The organism is Fodinibacter luteus (assembly GCF_039541575.1).
Classification (GTDB): domain Bacteria; phylum Actinomycetota; class Actinomycetes; order Actinomycetales; family Dermatophilaceae; genus Fodinibacter; species Fodinibacter luteus.
In genome coordinates this window covers 232,228-252,638 of sequence record NZ_BAABGM010000001.1, presented here as the reverse complement: position 1 = coordinate 252,638, position 20,411 = coordinate 232,228, and the positions used below count along the sequence as shown (strand labels likewise).

Annotated in this window: 17 protein-coding genes, 1 tRNA gene and 1 pseudogene; 13 read left to right on the top strand and 6 right to left on the bottom strand. The window is 75.6% G+C overall.

What is annotated here, in order from left to right; translation table 11 throughout:
• Nucleotides 1–35: 35 nt before the first annotated feature.
• A complete protein-coding gene (galK, locus tag ABD899_RS01065; RefSeq protein ID WP_345201326.1) occupies nucleotides 36–1,280 on the bottom strand; it encodes a galactokinase in 1,245 nt (414 codons plus the stop codon).
• A gap of 185 nt (nucleotides 1,281–1,465) precedes the next feature.
• Between galK and ABD899_RS01060 the strand changes: the two genes are divergently transcribed.
• The 6 genes from ABD899_RS01060 (at nucleotide 1,466) to ABD899_RS01035 (ending at nucleotide 9,118) form a co-directional block, all read left to right on the top strand.
• A tRNA-Arg gene (locus tag ABD899_RS01060) sits at nucleotides 1,466–1,537 on the top strand.
• A 268-nt stretch (nucleotides 1,538–1,805) separates the two neighbouring features.
• Nucleotides 1,806–2,051 carry a hypothetical protein gene (locus tag ABD899_RS01055; protein ID WP_345201324.1) on the top strand — a complete coding sequence of 82 codons (246 nt, stop codon included), beginning with the start codon at nucleotides 1,806–1,808 and terminating at the stop codon, nucleotides 2,049–2,051.
• 87 nt (nucleotides 2,052–2,138) lie between these two features.
• Nucleotides 2,139–2,930, top strand: a complete 792-nt coding sequence (locus ABD899_RS01050; RefSeq protein ID WP_345201323.1) for a GAF and ANTAR domain-containing protein — start codon at nucleotides 2,139–2,141, stop codon at nucleotides 2,928–2,930.
• 170 nt (nucleotides 2,931–3,100) lie between these two features.
• On the top strand, nucleotides 3,101–4,357 hold the full coding sequence (locus tag ABD899_RS01045; protein ID WP_345201320.1) for an MFS transporter: 1,257 nt from the start codon (nucleotides 3,101–3,103) through the stop codon (nucleotides 4,355–4,357).
• 515 nt (nucleotides 4,358–4,872) lie between these two features.
• The gene (locus ABD899_RS01040) at nucleotides 4,873–8,829 is read left to right on the top strand and encodes an AAA domain-containing protein (RefSeq protein ID WP_345201319.1); all 3,957 of its coding nucleotides are present in this window, start codon (nucleotides 4,873–4,875) and stop codon (nucleotides 8,827–8,829) included.
• A 163-nt stretch (nucleotides 8,830–8,992) separates the two neighbouring features.
• Nucleotides 8,993–9,118, top strand: coding sequence for a hypothetical protein (locus tag ABD899_RS01035; protein WP_345201317.1), 126 nt, complete (start codon nucleotides 8,993–8,995; stop codon nucleotides 9,116–9,118).
• 181 nt (nucleotides 9,119–9,299) lie between these two features.
• On the opposite strand, the gene mscL is transcribed toward ABD899_RS01035, so the two are convergent.
• Together mscL and ABD899_RS01025 are read right to left on the bottom strand one after the other, a co-directional pair.
• On the bottom strand, nucleotides 9,300–9,665 hold the full coding sequence (gene mscL, locus ABD899_RS01030) for a large conductance mechanosensitive channel protein MscL (RefSeq protein ID WP_345201316.1): 366 nt from the start codon (nucleotides 9,663–9,665) through the stop codon (nucleotides 9,300–9,302).
• Between the two features lie 122 nt (nucleotides 9,666–9,787).
• Nucleotides 9,788–10,453, bottom strand: coding sequence for an SAF domain-containing protein (locus ABD899_RS01025; protein ID WP_345201314.1), 666 nt, complete (start codon nucleotides 10,451–10,453; stop codon nucleotides 9,788–9,790).
• A gap of 80 nt (nucleotides 10,454–10,533) precedes the next feature.
• Between ABD899_RS01025 and ABD899_RS01020 the strand changes: the two genes are divergently transcribed.
• Nucleotides 10,534–10,692, top strand: coding sequence for a hypothetical protein (locus ABD899_RS01020; RefSeq protein WP_345201670.1), 159 nt, complete (start codon nucleotides 10,534–10,536; stop codon nucleotides 10,690–10,692).
• Between the two features lie 14 nt (nucleotides 10,693–10,706).
• On the opposite strand, the pseudogene ABD899_RS01015 reads toward ABD899_RS01020, so the two are convergent.
• Nucleotides 10,707–10,847: pseudogene (locus ABD899_RS01015) on the bottom strand (FmdB family zinc ribbon protein); the annotation flags it as partial.
• Between the two features lie 199 nt (nucleotides 10,848–11,046).
• Nucleotides 11,047–12,576 carry a potassium/proton antiporter gene (locus ABD899_RS01010; protein ID WP_425474928.1) on the bottom strand — a complete coding sequence of 510 codons (1,530 nt, stop codon included), beginning with the start codon at nucleotides 12,574–12,576 and terminating at the stop codon, nucleotides 11,047–11,049.
• 60 nt (nucleotides 12,577–12,636) lie between these two features.
• Here ABD899_RS01010 and ABD899_RS01005 point away from each other — a divergent pair, with 60 nt between their 5' ends.
• On the top strand, nucleotides 12,637–15,288 hold the full coding sequence (locus ABD899_RS01005; protein WP_345201311.1) for a penicillin acylase family protein: 2,652 nt from the start codon (nucleotides 12,637–12,639) through the stop codon (nucleotides 15,286–15,288).
• Here the strand turns inward: ABD899_RS01005 and ABD899_RS01000 are convergent.
• Nucleotides 15,260–15,916: a 5-formyltetrahydrofolate cyclo-ligase gene (locus ABD899_RS01000; protein ID WP_345201309.1), complete on the bottom strand. Its 657-nt coding sequence runs from the start codon at nucleotides 15,914–15,916 to the stop codon at nucleotides 15,260–15,262. The genes ABD899_RS01005 and ABD899_RS01000 overlap by 29 nt on opposite strands.
• Nucleotides 15,917–15,938: 22 nt before the next feature.
• Between ABD899_RS01000 and ABD899_RS00995 the strand changes: the two genes are divergently transcribed.
• From ABD899_RS00995 to ABD899_RS00975, 5 genes are read left to right on the top strand one after another with little or no spacing between them, the layout of a single operon-like run.
• Entirely contained in the window at nucleotides 15,939–17,321 is a 1,383-nt protein-coding gene (locus tag ABD899_RS00995) for a UTP--glucose-1-phosphate uridylyltransferase (protein WP_345201308.1), read from the top strand.
• On the top strand, nucleotides 17,321–18,544 hold the full coding sequence (locus ABD899_RS00990) for a molybdopterin molybdotransferase MoeA (RefSeq protein ID WP_345201306.1): 1,224 nt from the start codon (nucleotides 17,321–17,323) through the stop codon (nucleotides 18,542–18,544). The genes ABD899_RS00995 and ABD899_RS00990 overlap by 1 nt, the downstream gene beginning before the upstream one ends.
• 49 nt (nucleotides 18,545–18,593) lie before the next feature.
• Nucleotides 18,594–19,025: a cyclic pyranopterin monophosphate synthase MoaC gene (gene moaC / locus ABD899_RS00985; protein ID WP_425474927.1), complete on the top strand. Its 432-nt coding sequence runs from the start codon at nucleotides 18,594–18,596 to the stop codon at nucleotides 19,023–19,025.
• Nucleotides 19,022–19,618: a MogA/MoaB family molybdenum cofactor biosynthesis protein gene (locus ABD899_RS00980; RefSeq protein ID WP_345201302.1), complete on the top strand. Its 597-nt coding sequence runs from the start codon at nucleotides 19,022–19,024 to the stop codon at nucleotides 19,616–19,618. Before moaC ends, ABD899_RS00980 begins: the two co-directional genes overlap by 4 nt.
• Complete coding sequence (locus ABD899_RS00975; RefSeq protein ID WP_345201301.1) at nucleotides 19,618–20,409, top strand: GNAT family N-acetyltransferase; 792 nt, start codon at nucleotides 19,618–19,620, stop codon at nucleotides 20,407–20,409. Before ABD899_RS00980 ends, ABD899_RS00975 begins: the two co-directional genes overlap by 1 nt.
• The last annotated feature ends 2 nt before the right edge of the window (nucleotides 20,410–20,411 follow it).

Sequence of the window (20,411 nt, the reverse complement as noted above, 5' to 3'; positions counted from 1 at the left end):
CTCCGCTCGGGGTGACGACGAACGAGCGCGGGCCGTCAGGCGTCGCGTCGTGCCGCTCCGCTCGGGGTGACGACGAACGAGCGCGGCGCGGTCCAGCCGTGCTCGGCGAAGGCGTCGGCGATGGCGGATGCCGCGGGGCCGGCCGAGCGCGTCGGGAGGATGGCGATGCTCGACCCCCCGAAGCCGCCGCCGGTCATCCGGGCGCCGAGGGCCCCGGCGGAGCGGGCGACCTCGACGGAGACGTCGAGCTCTGGGCAGCTCACCTCGTAGTCGTCGCGCAGCGAGGCGTGCGAGGCGTCGAAGAGGTGCCCGACCTCGTCGAGGTCGTCTCGCTCCAGGGCCCGCACCGCTGCCCGGACCCGGCCGATCTCGGTGACGACGTGCCGTGCCCGCCGCACGAGCTCGTCGTCGCCGGGATCGGCGGGATCGGCGGGATGGCTGCGATGGCCGGAATCGGCGAGCTCGACGAGTGCCGCGGGCAGCCGCTCGGGGTCCACCTCGCGCAGCGACCTCACCCCGAGCGCAGCCGCGGCCGCCTCGGAGGCGCGGCGCCGCGACTCGTACTGGCCGTCGTTGAGGGCGTGCGACGCGCGGGTGTCGGTGACGAGCAGGACGAGGTCGTGGGCGGCGAGGTCGAACGGGACGTGCGCGGTCTCCCCGCTGCGGCAGTCGAGCAGGAGCGCGTGCCCGGGGCGGCAGAGCAGGGATGCCGACTGGTCCATGCCCCCGGTCATGGCGCCGGCGACCTCGTTCTCCGCCCGCACGCAGGCCTTCGCGAGGCGTGCGCGAGCCGCATCGTCGGAGAGGAGGCCGAGGCCGAAGAGGTCGCTGGCGGCGGCGCCGACGGCGCACTCCAGGGCCGCCGACGACGAGAGCCCGGCCCCGAGCGGGACGTCGCTGACGACGGTGGCGTCGAGCCCGCGCACCGGGAGTCCCTCCTCGGCGAGGGCCCACAGCACCCCGGCCACGTAGGAGACCCACCCCCGTGGCGGGCTGGCCCCGACCGTCGCGAGGTCGACCTCCACCGTCTCGCCGGCCTGGACCGAGTGCACGCGCAGGAGGCGGTCCCGGCGGGGTGTGCAAGCGGCGGTCGTGCGCTGGGGGAGGGCGATCGGCAGGACGAGCCCCTCGTTGTAGTCGGTGTGCTCGCCGATGAGGTTCACCCGACCCGGCGCGGACCACATGCCGGCCGGTGCCTCGCCGAAGACCCGCCGGTGGGTCGCGTCGGCCACGTCGACACGGTCGGGCGCGCTCGCGGCATCCTGCGCGATGTCCTGCATCGTCTCCACCTCCGTCGGCCGGCCACGCCCACGCCGGCGTCGTCAGCGGCCAGCGTAGCCACCTCACCCGGGCGCCCACCGGGGCCGGCGCGGCGCCACCGGAGGGGGCCGGACGGCTGGGCCCGGGCGATGAGGCTCGCGCCGAGCGGCTACTCTGTGGTGGCTCGCGGGTCCGCCCGCGACCCGCCCTCGTAGCTCAGGGGAAGAGCACTTCTCTCCTAAAGAAGGTGTCGCAGGTTCGAATCCTGCCGGGGGCACGCGGCCGCAGCGGCGCAAGGCTGCATCCCCCGGGAGGATGGCGGGGAGGCCCGAACGCGTGAGGGATGGAGTCCTGCCGGGGGCACGCGGCCGCAGCGGCGCAAGGCTGCGTCCCCGGGAGGATGACGGGGAGGCCCGAACGCGTGGGGCCGCGCACCGATGGTCGTGGCCGTGCATGTGGCACAGGCGATCGGGGTAAGAGGGTGCCGGACGCGTGAGCTGCAGACCAGGGGAACCACGCGGCGCGGCAGGGAGGGGGCTTGCCCCATGACGACGTCCGACACCACGTCCGGTGGGGCTCGCGAGCAGGGGCCGACGACCCCGGGCGGTGGCGTGCGCCGCAGGCTCGCGGGCCTGCCGGTGCGCGAGCTCATCGAGGAGCTCGCGACGACCGAACGGGTCATCCTGGGCCGTTCCGCCGGCACCCCGGTGAGCGAGGTCCTGCGCTACCAGGCCCTCATCGTCCGTGAGCTGCGTCGCCGACACCGGCGGCTCCGTGGCGGCACGCTGTAGCAGTGCCCGGAGGAGCACGCCGGGAGGTGGTGGGAACGAGGGGGTGCGCAGCGCCCACAGCGTCCTCCTCGGGTGCATGGTTGAGGCATGACCTCCACCGGTGCCGGCACCAGGCCTGAGGACTTCAGCGAGTGGCGCCGCACGGCCGAGGCGCTGCAACGGCTGACCGACGAGACCTACGACCCCGATGCGGGCGTCAGCCTCGACCTGGTCGTGAGGGAGGCGGTCCGTCTCATCCGCTCTGCCGACCGGGCCAGCGTGACCACGCTCCGCGCCGGCCGGTTCCGCACGGTCGCCAGCAGTGACCCGGTGGCCGTGCAGGTCGACCTCGCCCAGTACGAGCTCGGCTCCGGCCCGTGCGTCGACGCCGTGCTCGAGGACGGCGTGTTCATCACCGGTGACGTGCGCACCGAGCAGCGGTGGCGACCGCTCGGGGAGCGGCTGCATGCGCAGTTCGGCGTCACGAGCATGATGGCCCTGCGCCTGCACCTGCTGGACGAGAGTGAGACGATCGCCGGCCTGAACTTCTCGTCGTCGGAGCCCGATGCGTTCGACGCCACCGACGTCGAGCAGGCCCGGGTCCTCGCGACGCACTGTGCGCTGCTCGTCACCGCCAGCCAGGCCCACAGCAAGGCCGCCGACCTCCAGCGGGCCCTCGAGTCGAGCCGCACGATCGGCGTCGCCGTGGGGGTGCTCATGTCCGAGTACCGGATCACGAGCGACCAGGCCTTCGACGTGCTGCGCCACACGAGCCAGAACCTCAACCGGAAGCTGCGGGACGTCGCCGTCGACGTCGTCGAGACGGGGGCGGTGCCCGAGCGGACCCGGACCCGCGGAGCTCCGCACCCTCCGGCCGGCGGCCGCACGCAGCCCCTCTAGGCACCGGCAGCGCGCGGGCCAGCCGCCCGGCCGTGCGTCCCCCGACAGGCAGTCGCCGGGTCGACGGGGCGTGCTGAGCGTGGCGAACCCGCCTGCGCGGGCGCACTGCCTGTCACCGGGCGCACCCCAGCGGGCCATGGCCCATCCCCGCCGACGGCATACTGCTCGGGGTGACGACCCACGCACCCCCGGACACGGTCCAGCGGCGGGTCGTCCGCACCCTCGTGGGGGCGCAGGTGCTCGGGGGCATCGGGCTGTCGGCGGGGATCGCGGTCGGCGCGCTCCTCGCCGAGGACGTGTCCGGCTCCGCCCAGCTGGCCGGCCTCGGCGGCACCTTCCAGGTGCTCGGCGCCGCCCTCATCGCGATCCCGATGGCCCGGGTCATGGCCGCCCGGGGGCGCCGACCGGGACTCGTCCTGGGCTACGGCCTGGCCGCCGTCGGAGCGGTCGGGCTCGTCGCGGCCGGCGTGCTGCGCAGCTTTCCGCTGCTCCTCGTCGCGAGCGTGCTCTTCGGCGGGGCGACGACGTCGATCAGCCAGAGCCGCTTCGCCGCCGCCGACCTCTCGCAGCCGGCGCACCGGGCACGCGACCTCAGCGTCGTCGTCTGGGCCACGACCGTCGGCAGCGTCATCGGGCCGAACCTCGCGGGGCCGAGCGCCCCGGTGGCGCGGGCCCTGGGCCTGCCCGAGCTCACCGGGCCCTTCCTGTTCTCCCTCCTCGGCCTCCTCCTCACCATCGCGCTCATCGTGGTCCGCCTGCGCCCGGACCCACTCGTCGAGGCACGCCGTCGCAGCCTCGCCGCAGGGGACGACACCGGCGCGACCCACGGGTCGGTCACCCGGGGGCTACGGGTCGCGGCCGGCATCCCCGCGGCGCGGCTCGGCATGGCGACCCTCGCGCTCGGTCACGTCGTCATGGTGAGCGTCATGGTCATGACGCCGCTGCACATGGCCCACGGGGACGCCGGCCTCGAGGTCATCGGGTTCGTCATCAGCATCCACATCCTCGGGATGTTCGCCCTCTCCCCGCTGACCGGCCTCGCCGTCGACCGCTTCGGGGGCCGGGCGGTCGCCGTGCTCGGGTCGCTCGTGCTCTCGGCCGCCACCCTCCTCGCGTCCGCCTCGCCCGAGGGGGAGTCGGCCACCCTGGTCGCGGGACTGTTCCTCCTCGGCCTCGGGTGGTCGTGCACCCTCGTCGCCGGCTCGGCCCTGCTCACCGCGGCGGTCCCGGTGCGCGAGCGCCCGGGCGCCCAGGGCGCGTCCGACCTCCTCATGGGACTCATGGCCGGTGCCGGCGGGGCGCTCGCGGGTGTCGTCGTCGACCGGGTCAGCTTCGAGGCCCTCGCCTTGGCGGCGCTCGCGGTCGCCGTGGCCATCGGCATCTTCGCCGCCCTGTCGAGCGCTCGCCCCGAGCCGGTCGCCGCCTGATTCCCGACCACTCAGTCAGGGGATGCCGGGCGCGCGGCTGAGTGCGCCCCTGGCACCCCCTGGGTGGGCGGGACGCAGCCTCGGGATGCCGGGCGCGCGGTCGGGTGCGCCCTTGGCACCCCTTGGGCGGGCGGGGGCGCAGAGGGGATGCAGGGCGCGCGGTCGGGTGCGCCCTTGGCACCCCCTGGGTGGGCGGGAGGCTCAGGCGGGGGATGCAGGGCGCGCGGTCGGGTGCGCCGTTGGCACCCCCTGGGTGGGCGGGAGGCTCAGGCGGGGGATGCCGGGCGCGCGGTCGGGTGCGCCCCTGGCACCCCTCGTCGGGCGGGGGGCGCAGAGGGGATGCCGGGCGCGCGGTCGGGTGCGCCCCTGGCACCCCTTGGGTGGGCGGGACGCAGAGGAGGATGCCGGGCGCGCGGTCGGGTGCGCCCCTGGCGCATCGGCCCGAACCCCTGTCCCGCCCCGACCCACCACCTCGCCTCAGCGGTGGCGGGGGTCCGCGTTGTTAGCCTGCACGGGTGAGCGACCCGCCCCCGAGGACCGACGCGGCGCGCCTCGTCGAGGGTGCGCCGGACGTCGCCCCGACCCCGCTCGAGCCCTCGGCGCCGACGCCCGAGGAGGCCACCGCGACGCCGCTCCCCGACGCCGCCGACGAGCAGGACCCTCGCAGCGCGCGCGTCGCCGCCGCCCGCGCCGCCTGGACCCGCCACCTCGTCGACCTCGGTGGACGCAACACGCTCCTCTGGTACCGCGACCTGCCGACCGGCACGCTCGACCTCACGACGGCCCACCCCGGCGGGGTCGCCATGCTCCTCGCCGGCCGGCAGACCCGGCTCTCCGACCTCGTCCGCGAGCCCGCCGCGCTCGACGAGGCACGCCGGCGGACCCGAGCCATCGCGGCCAAGACCCGCGAGCTCGCGCAGGAGCGCGGCATCCTCACCGGCTTCCTCGCGATCGGCATGGCCTCGTGGGCCGTGCGGCTGCCCGACGGTCGCTCCGCCCCGCGGGCGCCGGCCGCACCCGTGCTGCTGCGGGCCTGCACGCTGCGTGCCACGGGCGCCGCGCAGGGCGACTTCACCCTCGACCTCGGGCAGGACCTCGAGCTCAACCCCGTGCTCGTGCACTACCTGGCATCCGAGCAGGGCATCACCCTCGACGCCGACGCCATCGAGGCGCTCGCCACCTCCGGACCGACCTTCGACCCCTACCCGGTCTACGCAGCGCTGTCCGAGGCCTGCTCGCGGGTTCCTGACTTCTCGGTCACGCCCCGCCTCGTCGTCGGCACCTTCTCCTACGCCAAGCTGCCGATGGTCGCCGACCTCGCCGCGCAGGGGGACGCCCTCGCCGACCACGACGTCGTCGCCGCGCTCGCCGGTGACCCCGACGCCCTGCGCTCGGTGCGGTCCCAGCTCGGGCCGGGCCGTCTCGGCCCCGACCTCGACGGTGGCGAGCGCGACGTGCTCGTGCTCGACGCCGACAGCAGCCAGCAGGAGGCCGTCGAGGCGGTCCGCTCCGGCTCGCACCTCGTCGTCCACGGCCCACCCGGCACGGGCAAGTCCCAGACGATCGCCAACCTCATCGGCACCCTCGCGGCCGACGGCAAGCGCGTGCTCTTCGTCGCCGAGAAGCGTGCTGCCATCGACGCCGTCGTCGGCCGGCTCGACCGGGTCGGCCTCGGCGACCTCGTCCTGGACCTCCACGCCGGTGCGCACGGCCGGCGGCGCGTCGCCCGTGAGCTCGTCGCAGCCCTCGACGGCGTCGTCGCACCGCAGCCGCGCCAGGGCGCCCGGAGCGCGGGCCCCCTGCCGGAGGCCGGCGCGGCCACCGCCGCAGGCCCCGCCGTCTCCCGGGTCGCCGCCCCCGCGGCGGCGCGGCGAGCCGCGGCCGACCGACTCACCGAGCACGTCCGCGTGCTGCACGACCGCCGCGATCCGTGGGGCGTGTCGCTCCACGAGGTCCAGGAGGCCGTGTCGGCGTTCGCCGGGATGCCGGTCCCGCCGCGGTCACGGGTGCGGCTGCACGGCGAGCACCTCACCGGCCTCGACCGCGACGCGGTGGCCCGGGTCGCCGAGTCGGTCACGACCGTCGCCTCGCTCGCGGACTGGGATGCCGCCGGCGCCGACGACCCGTGGTTCGGGTCGGGGATCCGGTCCGCCGAGGAGGCGGGTGAGGCCGCGCAGCGGGTCGAGCGGCTCGCCGGCGGGGGCATCGACGAGACCGCGGCGACCCTCGCCGAGGTGTTCCGCGGCATCCGGCTCCCCGAGGCGCCGACGAGCGAGGACTGGGCGCGGGTGCTCGCCACGGTCGGCGAGGTGAGGGACACCCTCGAGGTGTTCCGACCCGAGGTGTTCGACATCCCGCTCGACGACCTCGTCACCGCGACGGGGAGCTCGGCCTACCGCCGTTCGGTCGGCTCCGAGCTCGGCTGGCTCGACCGCTGGCGGCTGCGGCGACAGGCCCGCTCCCTGCTGCGGCCGGGCCGCCCGCCGGCCGACCTCCATGTCGCCCTCGCCGCCGCGAGCGACCAACGTGTCGCGTGGCGCCAGCTCGCCGGGTCGGGCGGACGGCCCGAGATCCCCGTCGAGCTCGACCGGGCCAGGGCTGCGCACGCGTCCCTCGTCACCGACCTCGCCTGGCTCGACGAGCGGCTCCCCGCCGGGTCGACCCCCCTCAGGGCCCTCGACGTCCCGGGGCTGCGCCACCGGATCGGTGGGCTGGCCGCCGCCGCGGGCCGGCTCGGGGTGGCGCCCACGGTGACCACCGCCCTCGACGCGCTCACGGCATCCGGCCTGCGTCCCCTCGTCGACGACCTGCGCGACCGCGGGGTGCCCGCGGAGCAGGTGGGGGCCGAGGTCGAGTGGGTGTGGTGGTCCTCGCTGGCGGAGGAGGTGGCGCGCCGCGACCCCCGCGTCGCCGCGCACGACGGGCGGGCCCTGACGCGCACGGTCGGGGAGTTCGCGGCCAGCGACCGTGCCGTCGTCGCCGGCAACGCCGAGCGCGTGCTGGCCGCAGTCGCCGACCACGTCGCCGAGGTGGCGCGAGAGCACCCGGAGCAGGAGACCCTCCTGCGGGCCGAGGGGGCCCGGGCCCGGCGCCTCGCACCCCTGCGCGAGCTCGTCTCGCGCTGCCCCGACCTCGTGACGGCGGTTCGCCCGTGCTGGGTCATGAGCCCGCTCGTCGTCGCCTCGGTGCTCCCGCCCGGGGTGTGGTTCGACGTCGTCGTCTTCGACGAGGCCTCGCAGATCCCACCGGCCGAGGCGGTGTCGGCGATCTCGCGGGCGCGCCAGGTCGTCGTGGCGGGCGACGCCCGGCAGCTGCCGCCCACCTCGTTCTTCACGACCGTCACCGACGGCGACCCGGCCGCCGTCGGGGCCGACGAGGCGATCACCGAGGGGGCCGAGTCGATCCTCGACGTCCTCGCCGCCGCGCTGCCCGCACGCCGGCTCTCGTGGCACTACCGGTCCCTCGACGAACGCCTCATCGCGTTCGCCAACGCCGAGGTCTACGAGGGGTCGCTCGTGACCTTCCCCGGCACGGGCACCGACCCGGTCGTGCGCCACGAGCTCGTCGAGGGCCACGGCATCGTCGCCGAGGGGGAGGCCGCGGTCGAGACGACGACCGCCGAGGTCGCGCGGGTCGTCGAGCTCGTCGTCGAGCACGCGCGCACCCGCCCCGACCGCTCGCTCGGGGTCATCGCGCTGGGCATCACGCACGCGGTCCGGATCGAGGAGGCCCTGCGCCGAGCCCTCCCCGGCCTCGACGACGGGGTGCTCGGGTTCTTCGACGAGGACCGGCCCGAGGCGTTCTTCGTCAAGAACCTCGAGCGGGTCCAGGGCGATGAGCGCGACGACGTCATCCTCTCCGTCGGCTACGGCAAGACCCCCCACGGGCGGGTGCTGCACCGCTTCGGCCCGCTCAACCAGGAAGGGGGTGAGCGTCGCCTCAACGTCGCGATCACCCGGGCGCGGCGCTCGATGACCGTCGTCTCGTCCATCGCGGCCGGCGACCTCGACCCCGCCCGGCTGCGGGCGCGCGGCGCGCTCATGCTGCGTGACTTCCTCGCGTACGCCGCCAGCGGTCGCCTTCCCGGGACGGCGCCTGACGGGCCGTCCGGTGCCGCGGCCCCGATGGCAGAGCACCCGGTGGGCTCCATCGTGCTCGCCGACCTCGCCCGGCGCCTGCGCGGCCACGGGCTCGTCGTCCACGAGGGCGTCGGTGCCTCCACCGACCCGGTCGACCTCGCGGTCGAGGACCCCGGGCGCCCGGGCCGGCTCGTGCTCGCGGTCGAGTCGGACGGGCCGCAGTACGCGGCGATGCGCACGACGCGCGACCGCGACCGGCTGCGGGCCGAGCAGCTCGAGCGGCTCGGCTGGCGGCACCTGAGGGTGTGGTCCACCGACGTGTTCCGCGACCCGGCCCGCGACGTCGCCCGCATCCTCGAGGCGGTGGGACACCGGGAGCCCTCCGGTGGGTGAGCCTCCCGGCGGGCGGGAGGCCGGGGGCGCACCGGTGGCCCCGGCGGCGGAGGCCGCACCGACCGGGGGCGGGGACCCCGCCTCGTCGGCCCCGGCGGCCGAGGGCGCACCGATCGAGAGTGGGGAACCCGCCCCGTCGGCTCGACCTCGGCGGCGGCGTGCCGTGCGGCCGGGGACCAACCCGTCGGCCGAGGACGTGCCGGACGTCCCCGCCCCACGGGAGGCGCCCGAGGGGGAGACCCAGCACGACCGCTGGCTGCGTGAGCAGCGCCCGCCGCACTGGGAGTGACCGCGGCAGGCAGCATGTCCCGGGCGAAGACCTCGTGGATGCCGTTCGCCGGGTCGGGCAGCCGAGCCGCCTGCGCCGGCCGGACCGGTCGAGCGCTGGGGAGGGGGACAGCGCTGGACCCACCGGGCGAGCCCGGTGGGTCCAGCGGTCCGTCGCGCTCGGCCGGCGGCTGTGCGGCGCGTCAGGGACGAGCGCGCAGCGAGTCGCGGATCTGGGTCAGCAGCTCGGTGTTGGGGTCGACCGTCTCGGCCTCGGGCTCGGCCGGGAAGTAGCGCTCCTTGGCGTGCTCGTAGGGCTTGACGATGAAGAAGTAGACGACGAAGGCCATGATGAGGAAGGCGAAGAACGCCGTGATGAACGGGCCGATCGTCGTCATGCCCCAGGGCTGCCACTCATCGAAGTTGGGCGCGCCGCCCGCCTTGGCCAACAGCTCCATGATGACCCTGGTGAACGCGGTGACGAGCGCGGCGAACGCAGCGCCGATGATGAAGGCGACGGCCAGTTCGATGAGGTTGCCCCGCAGGACGAAGTCCCGGAATCCCTTCACGATTCACTCCTTCTCGAGAGGTTGACGGGGGACGCGCCGGTGCGCGCGGTGGGTTCCCCTGCGGTCCACCCTAGGGCCCGGGTCACCGGTCCCGGGGCCCGGGTGCGGGCGATACCGCGAGGTCAGCCCGGCGCGGCGACGAGGGAGACCGTCACGGGACCCTCCACGGCTCCGTGCCCGCCGAGCACCGCGTCGGCCTCCGCAGCCGTGAGCGACAGCACGGCCCCGCGGACGTCCCGGTCGGCGCCTCCGAGCGGCCCCGACGCCTGCGGTGCGGGATCGGTCGAGAGCACGACCGCACCCCGGGCGAGGGGTGGCCCGCCCGTGGCCGGGTAGACGCGGGCCGCGACCCCGGGCGCGAGGAGGTCGACCGAGGCGGGGTCGGCCGCCACGACGTGCAGGGCCACCCGCCCCGCGGGCAGCCCGTCGACATGGCCCCGGGGCACGAGGCGCGTGCCGGTGACTGCCTCGCCCCGGACCAGGCCCGCACCCACCCTCCGGCCCACCGCCTCGGGCGCCGAGGCCAGCGCACCCGGCTGGGCGGCATCCACGCGGACCCGGGCCTCACGCAGGTCGCCGGGCGCGAGGACCCGGCCGGCCGGGAGGTCGCGAGCGGCGACGAGCACGACGACGGTCGGGGGTGGTGGAGGGCGGACGACAGCCAGGGCGAGGACGGCCGCCGTCGCGGCCAGGGCGGCGGACAGCACCCGGCGCAGCACGCCACGGCGCCACCTGGCCCGGCGGCCGGGGCCGGTGAGGGACGGGAGCGGGCGTGGGATGCGGCTCATCCCACGACGCTAGGCGCGCCGGCGGGGATGACCGGGGTCAGGCCGAGGCTGTGGACGGCGCGGGGGTCGTGGAGCCGCCTGTGGACGACGATCCCGGCGACGAGGTGCCGGACCCGGACGACCCGGCGGACGAGGACGACGTGGTCGACGACGACGAGGACGACGAGGTGTCGGACGACGAGCCCGCCGAGGAGGAGCCGCTCGGCCCCGACGACCCGCTGCGGGAGTCGGTGCGGTAGAAGCCGCCGCCCTTGAAGACGATGCCGACGGCGTTGAAGACCTTGCGAAGGCGTCCCTCGCACTCGGGGCACACGGTGAGGGACTCGTCGCTGAAGGACTGGACGGCCTCGAAGCGGTGGTCGCACTCGGTGCACGCGTAGGCGTACGTCGGCACGGTGGTCCTCCTCGTCGACACGTGGGCTGCGCCGCGCGGCTGGGTCCGACGGCGTGACCGACCCACGACGGGCGTCGGGGTCACCCACAGGATAAGCGCTGGCGCAGCGACGAGACGCCCGTGCCCGGCTGCACCCCGCGATGAGTACGGAAACGGTCGCCGCAGCGACCATGTCCGCACTCGCGGCGGTGGGGTGGCGTCAGGCGCCGGACCAGTCGGCGAGGCGGCCACCGCGGCTCACCGCGCGCAGCCGCTTCTCGACGACGTCGCGCACCGCCTGCGGCGCGACGACGAGCAGCTGGTCGCCGTGGCGCAGCACGTCGGTGTCGCGCGGCACGAAGGAGCGTCCCTCGCGCACGACGAGCGCCACGTTGGCCCCCACCGGCAACCGCAGCTCGAAGACCCGCACCCCGGCGACCCTCGAGCCCGGCCCGACGTCGATCTCGAGGAGGTCGGCCCCCAGGTCGCTCAGCGGGGTGGCCTCCACGGCCAGGTCGACCCGGTGGTGCGCGGCATCGAGCCCGAGCCGCCGGGCGACCCACGGCAGGGTGGGTGCCTGGACGATCGTGAAGACGACGACGAGCACGAAGACGAGGTCGAAGATCCAGTCGACGCCGCTGGCCCCGACGGTGAGCGGCACCGTCGCGAGGACGACGGGAACCGCCCCGCGCAGCCCGGCCCACGACAGGAAGGCCTGGGTGCGCCACGGCATCCTGAACGGCGCGCACGACACGATGACCGACAGCGGGCGCCCCAGGACGAGCAGGGCGGTGCCGACGACGAGGGCCGGCACGAGCACGTCGGAGAACCCGTCCGGCGACGCGAGCAGCCCGAGCAGGACGAACAGCCCGATCTGCGCGAGCCACCCGACGGCGGTGGCGAACCCGAGGACGGCCGGACGGTGTGGCAGCCGGAGGTTGCCGAGCACGAGCGCCGCGAGGTAGCAGGCGATGAAGCCCGACGCGTGCACGACGTCGGCAGCCGCGTAGGCGAGCACCGCCACCGAGACGACGCCGATCGCGAACAGGGCCGACGACCCCGTCGCGACGCCGCGCAGCAGTCGCGCCCCGCCCCAGCCGATCGCGAGGCCGATGACGCTGCCCGCGGCGAGCTCGAGGATCGCCATGACGCCGACCTGCCACCACGGCTCGGGTTCCGCGCCGGGGATGAGGGATGCCGCGAGCGCGGTCGTGAGCAGCACGACCGGGGCGTCGTTGAAGCCGGACTCCGCCTCGAGCATCCCCGAGATCCGCCGGGGGAGCGGAACCCGGCGCAAGACGGAGAACACGGCGGCGGCATCCGTCGACGCGAGCACCGCCGCGACGAGGAAGGCGATCTGCCACGCCCACCCGAGCAGCAGGTGGGCGGCGACGCCGACGACGAGCACCGAGACGCCGACCCCGACCGTCGCGAGGACGGCGGCCGGGGCGACCGAGCGCCGGATGCCGGACCACTGCGTCGTCAGCCCGCCCTCGACGAGGATGAGCACGAGGGCGGCGTAGCCGAGCACCTGGGTGAGCTGCTCGTTGTCGTAGAGGATGCCGAACCCGTCCTCCCCGAGCAGCAGCCCGATGCCGAGGTAGATGAGCAGCGAGGGCAGGCCCGAGCGCACCGACAGGCGCACCGCTGCAACGGCGACGACGAGGACGATGCTGCCGACGAGCAGGGCCAGGGTGAGGTCGTCGAGGTCGAAGCCCGTGCCCGCGCCGCCGTCGGCGGTCGGCGGCATCCAGGTCTGTCGCACGGCCCGTCCTCGTGTCGTCGTGTCGCGGTGTCCTAGTCTCGCAGGGTGAGTCGAGTCGTCGTCGTCCGTCGCGTCCTTTTGGGACTCGTCGCCGCCCTGGTCGTCGCCGCGCTCGTCGCCGCCGTCGTCGTCGTCTCCGCCGTCCGCGAGGCGCTGCCGAGCACGACCGGAACCGCCGAGCTGCCCGGGCTCGGGGCGGACGTCACCGTGCTGCGCGACGACAGCGGCATCCCGCACATCTACGGCGACAGCCTGACCGACCTGGTCCGCGCCCAGGGCTACGTCCACGCCCAGGAGCGCTTCTTCGAGATGGACCTGCGCCGGCACACGACCGCCGGCCGGCTCGCCGAGCTCGTGGGCCCCGACGGCCTCGACGCCGACAAGGTCATCCGCACGATGGGCTGGCGCCGGGTCGCCGAGGAGGAGCTGCCCTCCCTCGAGCCCCGGACCCGCCAGGTGCTCCAGGCCTACAGCGAGGGCGTCAACACCTACCTGCGCGGACGCAGCCCGGGGGAGGTCGCCGTCGAGTACCGGCTGCTCGGCCTGCGCCTGCCCGAGGCCGAGATCGAGGAGTGGTCACCGGTCGACAGCCTCGCCTGGCTCAAGGCGATGGCCTGGGACCTGCGCAGCAACTACGAGGACGAGCTGGCCCGGGCGCGGCTCAGCGGTCGGCTCTCGCCGGCCCAGATCAGCGAGATCTACCCCGCCTACGACTACGACGCCCACCCGCCGATCCTGTCGAGGGAGGAGTGGTCGCCGCAGCAGGCCCCGAGCGCCGAGCGGTCGGCCGTCCCGTCCGCCCTGACGACCGGACCAGCCGCGGCGACGGCATCCGGTGGCAGCCCCGGCTCGCCGGTCGCCGACGAGGTGTACGCCGCGGTCCAGCGCGCGCTCGACGCCGTGCCGCAAGTGCTCGGGCGCAGCGAGGGCGTGGGCTCAAACGGCTGGGCGGTGGCCGGGTCGCGCACGACGACCGGCACCCCGCTGCTCGCCAACGACCCGCACCTGGCCGTGGGCCAACCGGGGGTGTGGATCCAGAACAGCCTCCACTGCCGCACCGTGAGCGCCGCCTGTCCGCTCGACGTCAGCGGCTTCTCGTTCTCCGGGTTGCCCGGGGTCGTCATCGGCCACAACGCCGACATCGCATGGGGCTTCACCAACCTCGGCCCCGACGTCACCGACTTCTACCTCGAGCGGATCGTCGGCGACACCTTCCTGCGCGACGGCAACTGGGAGCCGGTGACGACCCGCGAGGAGGTCATCAAGATCGCCGGGGGAGCCGACCAGCGGATCACGGTGCGCAGCACGGTCCACGGCCCGGTGATGTCGGACGTCCTCGAGGGTGCCGGTGACGCGGGGTCCCGGGCCCCGACGGCGCAGGAGGGCGACGAGAACCAGTCGTACGCCGTGTCCCTCGCGTGGACCGGGCTGCTGCCGGGCCGCACCGCCGACGCCATCCTCGCGCTCAACCTCGCGAGCGACTTCGACGAGTTCCGGGAGGCGGCCCGCGACTTCGCGGTGCCGGCCCAGAACCTCGTCTACGCCGACCGCGAGGGCCACATCGGCTACCAGGCCCCGGGCCAGGTGCCGGTGCGCCGGGCCGCCCTGCCGCGCACAGCGCCGGGTGCGTGGCCGGCGCCGGGCTGGGACTCGGCGTACGACTGGCAGGGCTTCGTCGAGTTCGACGACCTGCCGTGGGTGCTCGACCCCGAGGACGGCGTCGTCGTGACGGCGAACCAGCCGGTGACGCAGAGCGCCAGCCCGTTCCTCACGAACGACTGGGACCGCGGGTGGCGCTCGAGCCGGATCGGCGAGCGGCTCGCCGCCCTCGACAAGGTGTCGCCGGCCGACATGGCGGAGATCCAGCTCGACGACCGTGACGGCTTCGCCGAGGTGCTCGTCCCCGCCCTGCTCGCCGTCCCGCTCGAGGCGTCCGAGGGTGACCTCGAGAGCCAGGACCTCCTCGACTTCACCCGCGAGGCCCGAGAGCTGCTGCGCGGCTGGGACTTCACGACGCCGGCGGGCGACGCCGACGCGGGGGCCTCGGCGGCCTACTACAACGCGGTGTGGCGCAACCTCGTCGAGCTGCTCTTCGACGACGAGCTCCCGATCGGGCTGAAGTCCGACGGGGGCGCCCGGTGGCGCTCCGCCGTCGAGCAGCTGCTCGAGAACCCGGAGAGCGCGTGGTGGGACAACAAGCTCACGCCGAACATCACCGAGGGCAAGGACTCGATCCTGCGGCAGGCCCTCGTCGAGGCACGGCTCGAGCTGACCCGGGAGCTCGGCAAGGACCCCGACGGGTGGCAGTGGGGGAAGCTGCACCGGGTCACGCTGGAGCACCGGGTGCTCGGTGGCGAGTCGATGCCGGGGGTCGTGCGGTGGTTCGTCAACCAGGGCCCCTTCGACCTGCCGGGTGGATCCGCCATCGTCAACGCCAACACGTGGAACGCGAGCCGGGGCTACGAGGTGACGGCCGCTCCGTCGATGCGCATGGTCGTCGACCTCGGCCGGCTCGACGCGTCGACGTGGATCAACCAGACCGGCGTGAGCGGGCACCCGATGGACGACCGCTACGCCGACCAGGTCGACGACTGGGCGGCGGGCCGGCAGCGACCGTGGCCGTTCACCGCGGACGCCGTGCGGGCGAGCGACCCCGACGAGCTCGTCCTCAGGCCCGAGGGCTCCGCCACGGGCTGAGGCCGAGGTCGACGAGCCCGTCTGCGGTGACGACCGCGTCGACCGGCTCGTCGTGCGCCTCGCGGGGCAGGGGTGGCTCATCGGGTGCGACGAGCTCGCCGGGGTGGAGCACGACGACGACCGGGATGCCGGGCCGGCGCCGGGGCAGCACGCGGTCGTAGCACCCGCCGCCCTGCCCCATCCGGGTGCCCGTCCGGTCGACGGCGAGGCCCGGCGCGAGCACGAGGTCGGCCGTCGCGACGGCGTCGCGCCCGAGGGGCCGCGGCGCGGCGCCGGTCGCCGCGTCGCCGGTCGGCTCGGTGCCGGTCGCCGCGTCGCCGGTCGGCTCGGTGCCGGCATCCGCGGCCTCCCACCAGTCGAGGTCGAGGTCGGGCAGCGTGATGGGCAGCAGCACCCGGATGCCGTGCGCCGCCAGGGCCGCGTTCACCGCCGCCGTCGGCGGCTCGCCGGGCACGGCGGCGTACGACGTGACGACCGACCCGGGCCCGAGTCCGAGCTCGGCGACGAGGGCGAGGACGTGCTCGGCGAGGGCGGACCCGTCGGCCTCGGGGGAGCGGGCAGCGGCGAGCTCGCGGCGGCGGGCGCGCAGCGCCGCGCGCCGGGGGGTCTTCTCGGGATCGCGGGCCATGGCGGCATCGTAGGGTTGCCGCATGACGACCGACGGGCTGCGGGCGGCGACGGAGAAGATGCGGCACGCCGGGGTCCCCGACCTCGCGGTGGCCGTCTTCAGCCGCTTCCACGCCGAGCTGCGCTCCGACGCGACCGGGACGATCCCCGAGCACACCATCGAGCCGCTCACCGACGTGCCGCACCTCGACGACGTCCGCCCCGACGACGCGGCCGTCGCGGCGGCTCTGGGCCGCACCGTCGTCATCAAGCTCAACGGGGGGCTCGGCACGAGCATGGGGGTCCGGGGGGCGAAGTCCGCCCTCGTCGTGCGCGACGGGCTCACCTTCCTCGACATCATCGCCCGGCAGGTGCTCGCGCTCCGCCGACGGCACGGCGTGGCGACCCCGCTGCTCCTCATGAACTCCTTCCGCACCCGCGACGAGTCGCTCGAGATCCTCGGCCGGCACCCGGGCCTGGCCGTCGACGGCATGCCGCTCGACTTCCTCCAGACGATGGAGCCCAAGCTGCGGGCCGACGACCTCGCGCCGGTGGAGTGGCCGGACGACCCCGAGCTCGAGTGGTGCCCGCCGGGCCACGGCGACGTCTACGTCGCGCTGCAGACCTCGGGCCTGCTCGACGCGCTGCGCGAGCGCGGCTACCGGCACGCGTTCCTGTCCAACGCCGACAACCTCGGGGCGACGTGCGAGGGCGCCGTGCCCGCGTGGATGGAGCGCGAGGGTATCCCCTACGTCACCGAGGTCTGTGCCCGGACCCGCAACGACCGCAAGGGCGGCCACCTCGCGGTGCGCCGGTCCGACGGGCGCCTCGTGCTGCGGGACAGCGCCATGGTGGCCGAGGGGGAGGACGTCTTCTTCCAGGACACCGACCGGCACCCGTGGTTCCACGCGAACAACCTCTGGGTCGACCTCGACGTGCTCGCCGAGCGCCTCGCCGAGCGCGACGGCATCCTCGGTCTGCCGATCATCGTCAACCGCAAGACGGTCGACCCCACCCGCCCGGACAGCACCCCCGTCATCCAGGTCGAGTCGGCGATGGGTGCCGCCGTCGAGGTCTTCGACGGCTCGCGCGCCCTCGCGGTCGACCGCACGAGGTTCCGACCCGTCAAGACGACGAACGAGCTGCTCCTCATCCGCTCCGACATCTACCGGCTCACCGACGACGCGCTCGTCGAGTCGACGATCGAGCACGAGGAGCCGTTCGTCGACCTCGGGGCGCCGTACCGGCTCGTCGACGCCTTCGAGGCGCGCTTCCCACGCGGGGTCCCCTCGATCCGCGGTTGCTCGAGCCTGCGCGTCGAGGCGGACGCGACGTTCGGCGCCGGCGTCGTGTGCACCGGGGACGTCCGCGTCACCGGCGGCGTGCGCACCATCCCCGACGGGGCGCACCTCGCGGGGGAGGTCTGATGCGCACCCTCGAGGAGCATCGCGCCGCCGTGCTCTCGCTCGTCGCCCCCCTCGCCCCGGTCGAGGTGGCGGTCGGGTCGGCCCTCGGCCTCGTGCTCGCGGCCGACGTCGTCGCCGCCGTCGACCTGCCCGGCTTCGACAACTCGGCGATGGACGGCTACGCCGTGCGCTCGGCAGAGCTCGCCGGTGCCGGGCCCGACCACCCCGTCGTGCTCCCCGTGGCAGGTGACGTCGCCGCCGGCGACACGACGCGCCACGTCCTGGCGCCGGGGCAGGCGCTGCGGATCATGACGGGAGCGCCCATTCCCGAGGGCGCCGACGCCGTCGTGCCCGTCGAGCTGACCGACGGCGGCGCCACCGGGGTCGCGCTGCACGTGGCACCGTCGGCCGGCCTGTCCGTCCGGCGGCGCGGGGAGGACGTGCGCACCGGGGATGCCGTCCTGTCGGCGGGGACGCGCCTCGGGCCGGGTCATCTCGCCCTCGCGGCGGCGGCCAACGTGCCGCGGGTCGTCGTCCACCCCCGCCCACGGGTGGCGGTCGTGTCGACCGGGGACGAGCTCGTGCCCCCCGGGTCCGCGCTCGAGCACGGGCAGATCGTCGACTCCAACCACGTCATGCTCTGCGCGCTCGTCGAGGCCGCCGGGGCGCAGGTGTCCGGGTCGGCTCACCTGCGCGACGACGCCCGAGCCGTCCGGGCGCTGCTCGACGACCTCCCGGGCGCGCCCGACCTCGTGCTCACGACCGGCGGCGTCTCGATGGGCGTCTACGACACGGTCAAGGAGGTGCTGGCCGCCGACGGGGGAGTGGAGTTCGCCAAGGTCGCCATGCGACCGGGGATGCCGCAGGGGTGCGGGGTCGTCGGGCCCTCGCGCACGCCGGCGGTCACCCTGCCCGGCAACCCGGTCAGCTCGTTCGTGTCGTTCCACGTCTTCGTCCTGCCCGCGCTGCGCCGGCTCGCCGGCCTCGACCCCGGCGCCGACGGCGCCTTCGACGCCGTCGCCGAGGTCGCGTGGCCGGCCGCGCCGGGGAAGGTCGAGCTGACCCGGGTCGTCGAGCGCGACGGCCGGGTGCGGCCGTCCGGGGGGCAGGGGTCGCACGTGCTCGGTGCCCTGAGCGCGGCGACGGCGCTGGCCGTCGTGCCCGCCGGCGTCGAGCGTGTCGAGCCGGGCGACCGGCTGCGCTGCCTCCCCCTCCTCGGGCAGGATCGCGACCGTGGCCGCTGACCTCCCGCCCCCGGGGCTGACCCACGTGCGAGCCGACGGCACGGCACACATGGTCGACGTCTCCGCCAAGGCGGTCACCGCCCGCAGGGCCGCCGCCGCCGGCCGGGTGCTCCTGTCGCCGGCGGCCGTGGCCGCCCTGCGCGGCGGCGTCGTGCCGAAGGGCGACGCCCTCGGGGTGGCCCGCGTCGCCGGCATCCAGGCCGTCAAGCGCACGCCCGACCTCATCCCGCTCGCCCACCCCGTCGCGGTGCACGCGGTCGAGGTCGACCTCGACGTCGTCGACGACGGGGTCGAGATCCGCGCGGTCGTGCGCACCGCCGACCGCACCGGCATCGAGATGGAGGCGCTCACCGCGGTCTCGGTCGCGGCCCTCGCCCTCGTCGACATGGTCAAGGCGGTCGACAGGCACGCCCGCATCACCGACATCCGGGTCACGGCGAAGTCGGGCGGTCGCTCGGGCGACTGGGAGGAGCCGGCATGAGCGGTGGTGCCGGGGACGGGGCCCCGCCGGGCTCGCCGCTGGGGGGTTCGCCGCTGGGGGGTTCGCCGCGGGAGGCCACGCCGCTGGAGGGTACGCCGCGGGCGGGCATGCCGCTGGCGGGCACGCGCGCCGTCGTCGTCACGTGCTCGACCCGTGCCGCGGCCGGGGTCTACCCCGACCGCGGCGGCGCGCTGCTCGTCGAGACCCTGCGCGCTTGGGGAGCCGACGTCCCGGAGGCGACCGTCGTCCCGGACGGCCCCGCCGTCGCCGAGGCCCTCGCCGCCGCACTCGAGACCGGGCCCCACCTCCTCGTGACGACCGGCGGCACCGGACTGACGCCGACCGACGGCACGCCCGAGGCCACCCGGCCGCTCCTCGACAAGGAGGTGCCCGGGCTCGCCGAGGCGATCCGGGCGCGCGGGGTCGCGAACGGCATCCCGACGGCCGTGCTGTCCCGTGGCCTCGCCGGGCTCGCGGGTGCGACGCTCGTGCTCAACCTGCCCGGGTCCACCGGCGGCGTGCGCGACGCGCTCTCCGTGCTCGCCGAGGTGCTGCCCCACGCCCTCAGCCAGGCCGGGGGCGGCGACCACTGATGTGGGGTCGGGTCCGCCGCACGTCGACCGGCCTCGCCGGGGCGAGGCGTCGTGCCGGCGCCACCTCGGCGCCGGCTGCCAGGTGGCCGGTGCGCCTCGTCGGGCGGACACCGCTCGGCACCGAGGTCACGCTGCGGCCGCTGCGCCTCGAGGACGGGCCGGCCTTCGCGTCGGTGCGTCGCGCCAACGCCGCCTGGCTCGAGCCGTGGGACGCGACCTCGCCCGACCCGGACGCGCCGGCCCGCGGGTTCGCCGAGCTCGTCGCGCAGTACGACGCCGACGCGCGGGCCGGTCGGGCGCTGCCGTTCGCCGTCGAGGTGGACGGCCGCCTCGTCGGGCAGCTGTCGGTCGGCTCGATCGTGCTCGGGTCGTTCCGCTCGTGCTTCGTCGGCTACTGGGTGAGCCGGTCCGTCGCCGGCCGGATGGTCATCCCGACAGCCCTGGCGCTCGCGGGCGACCACGTCGTCGGCACGCTCGGGCTGCACCGCGTCGAGGTGAACATCCGCCCGGAGAACACCGCGAGCCTGGCCGTCGTCCGCAAGCTGGGATTTCGCGAGGAGGGCCTGCGACCGCACTACCTCCACATCGCGGGCGAGTGGCGCGACCACGTGTCGTTCGCCCTGACGACCGAGGACCTCGCGGGCGAGACCTTCATGGAGCGGCTGGCCAGGCTCGCCGGAGACCCCGCCACCGGCCCCGGCACCCATGCGACACAGTCGTCACAGCAGTCACTTGCGCGACACACCGAAGGGGGTCCGGCCCCTGGCGGGGGAGCGCACCTACCGTTCTAGTC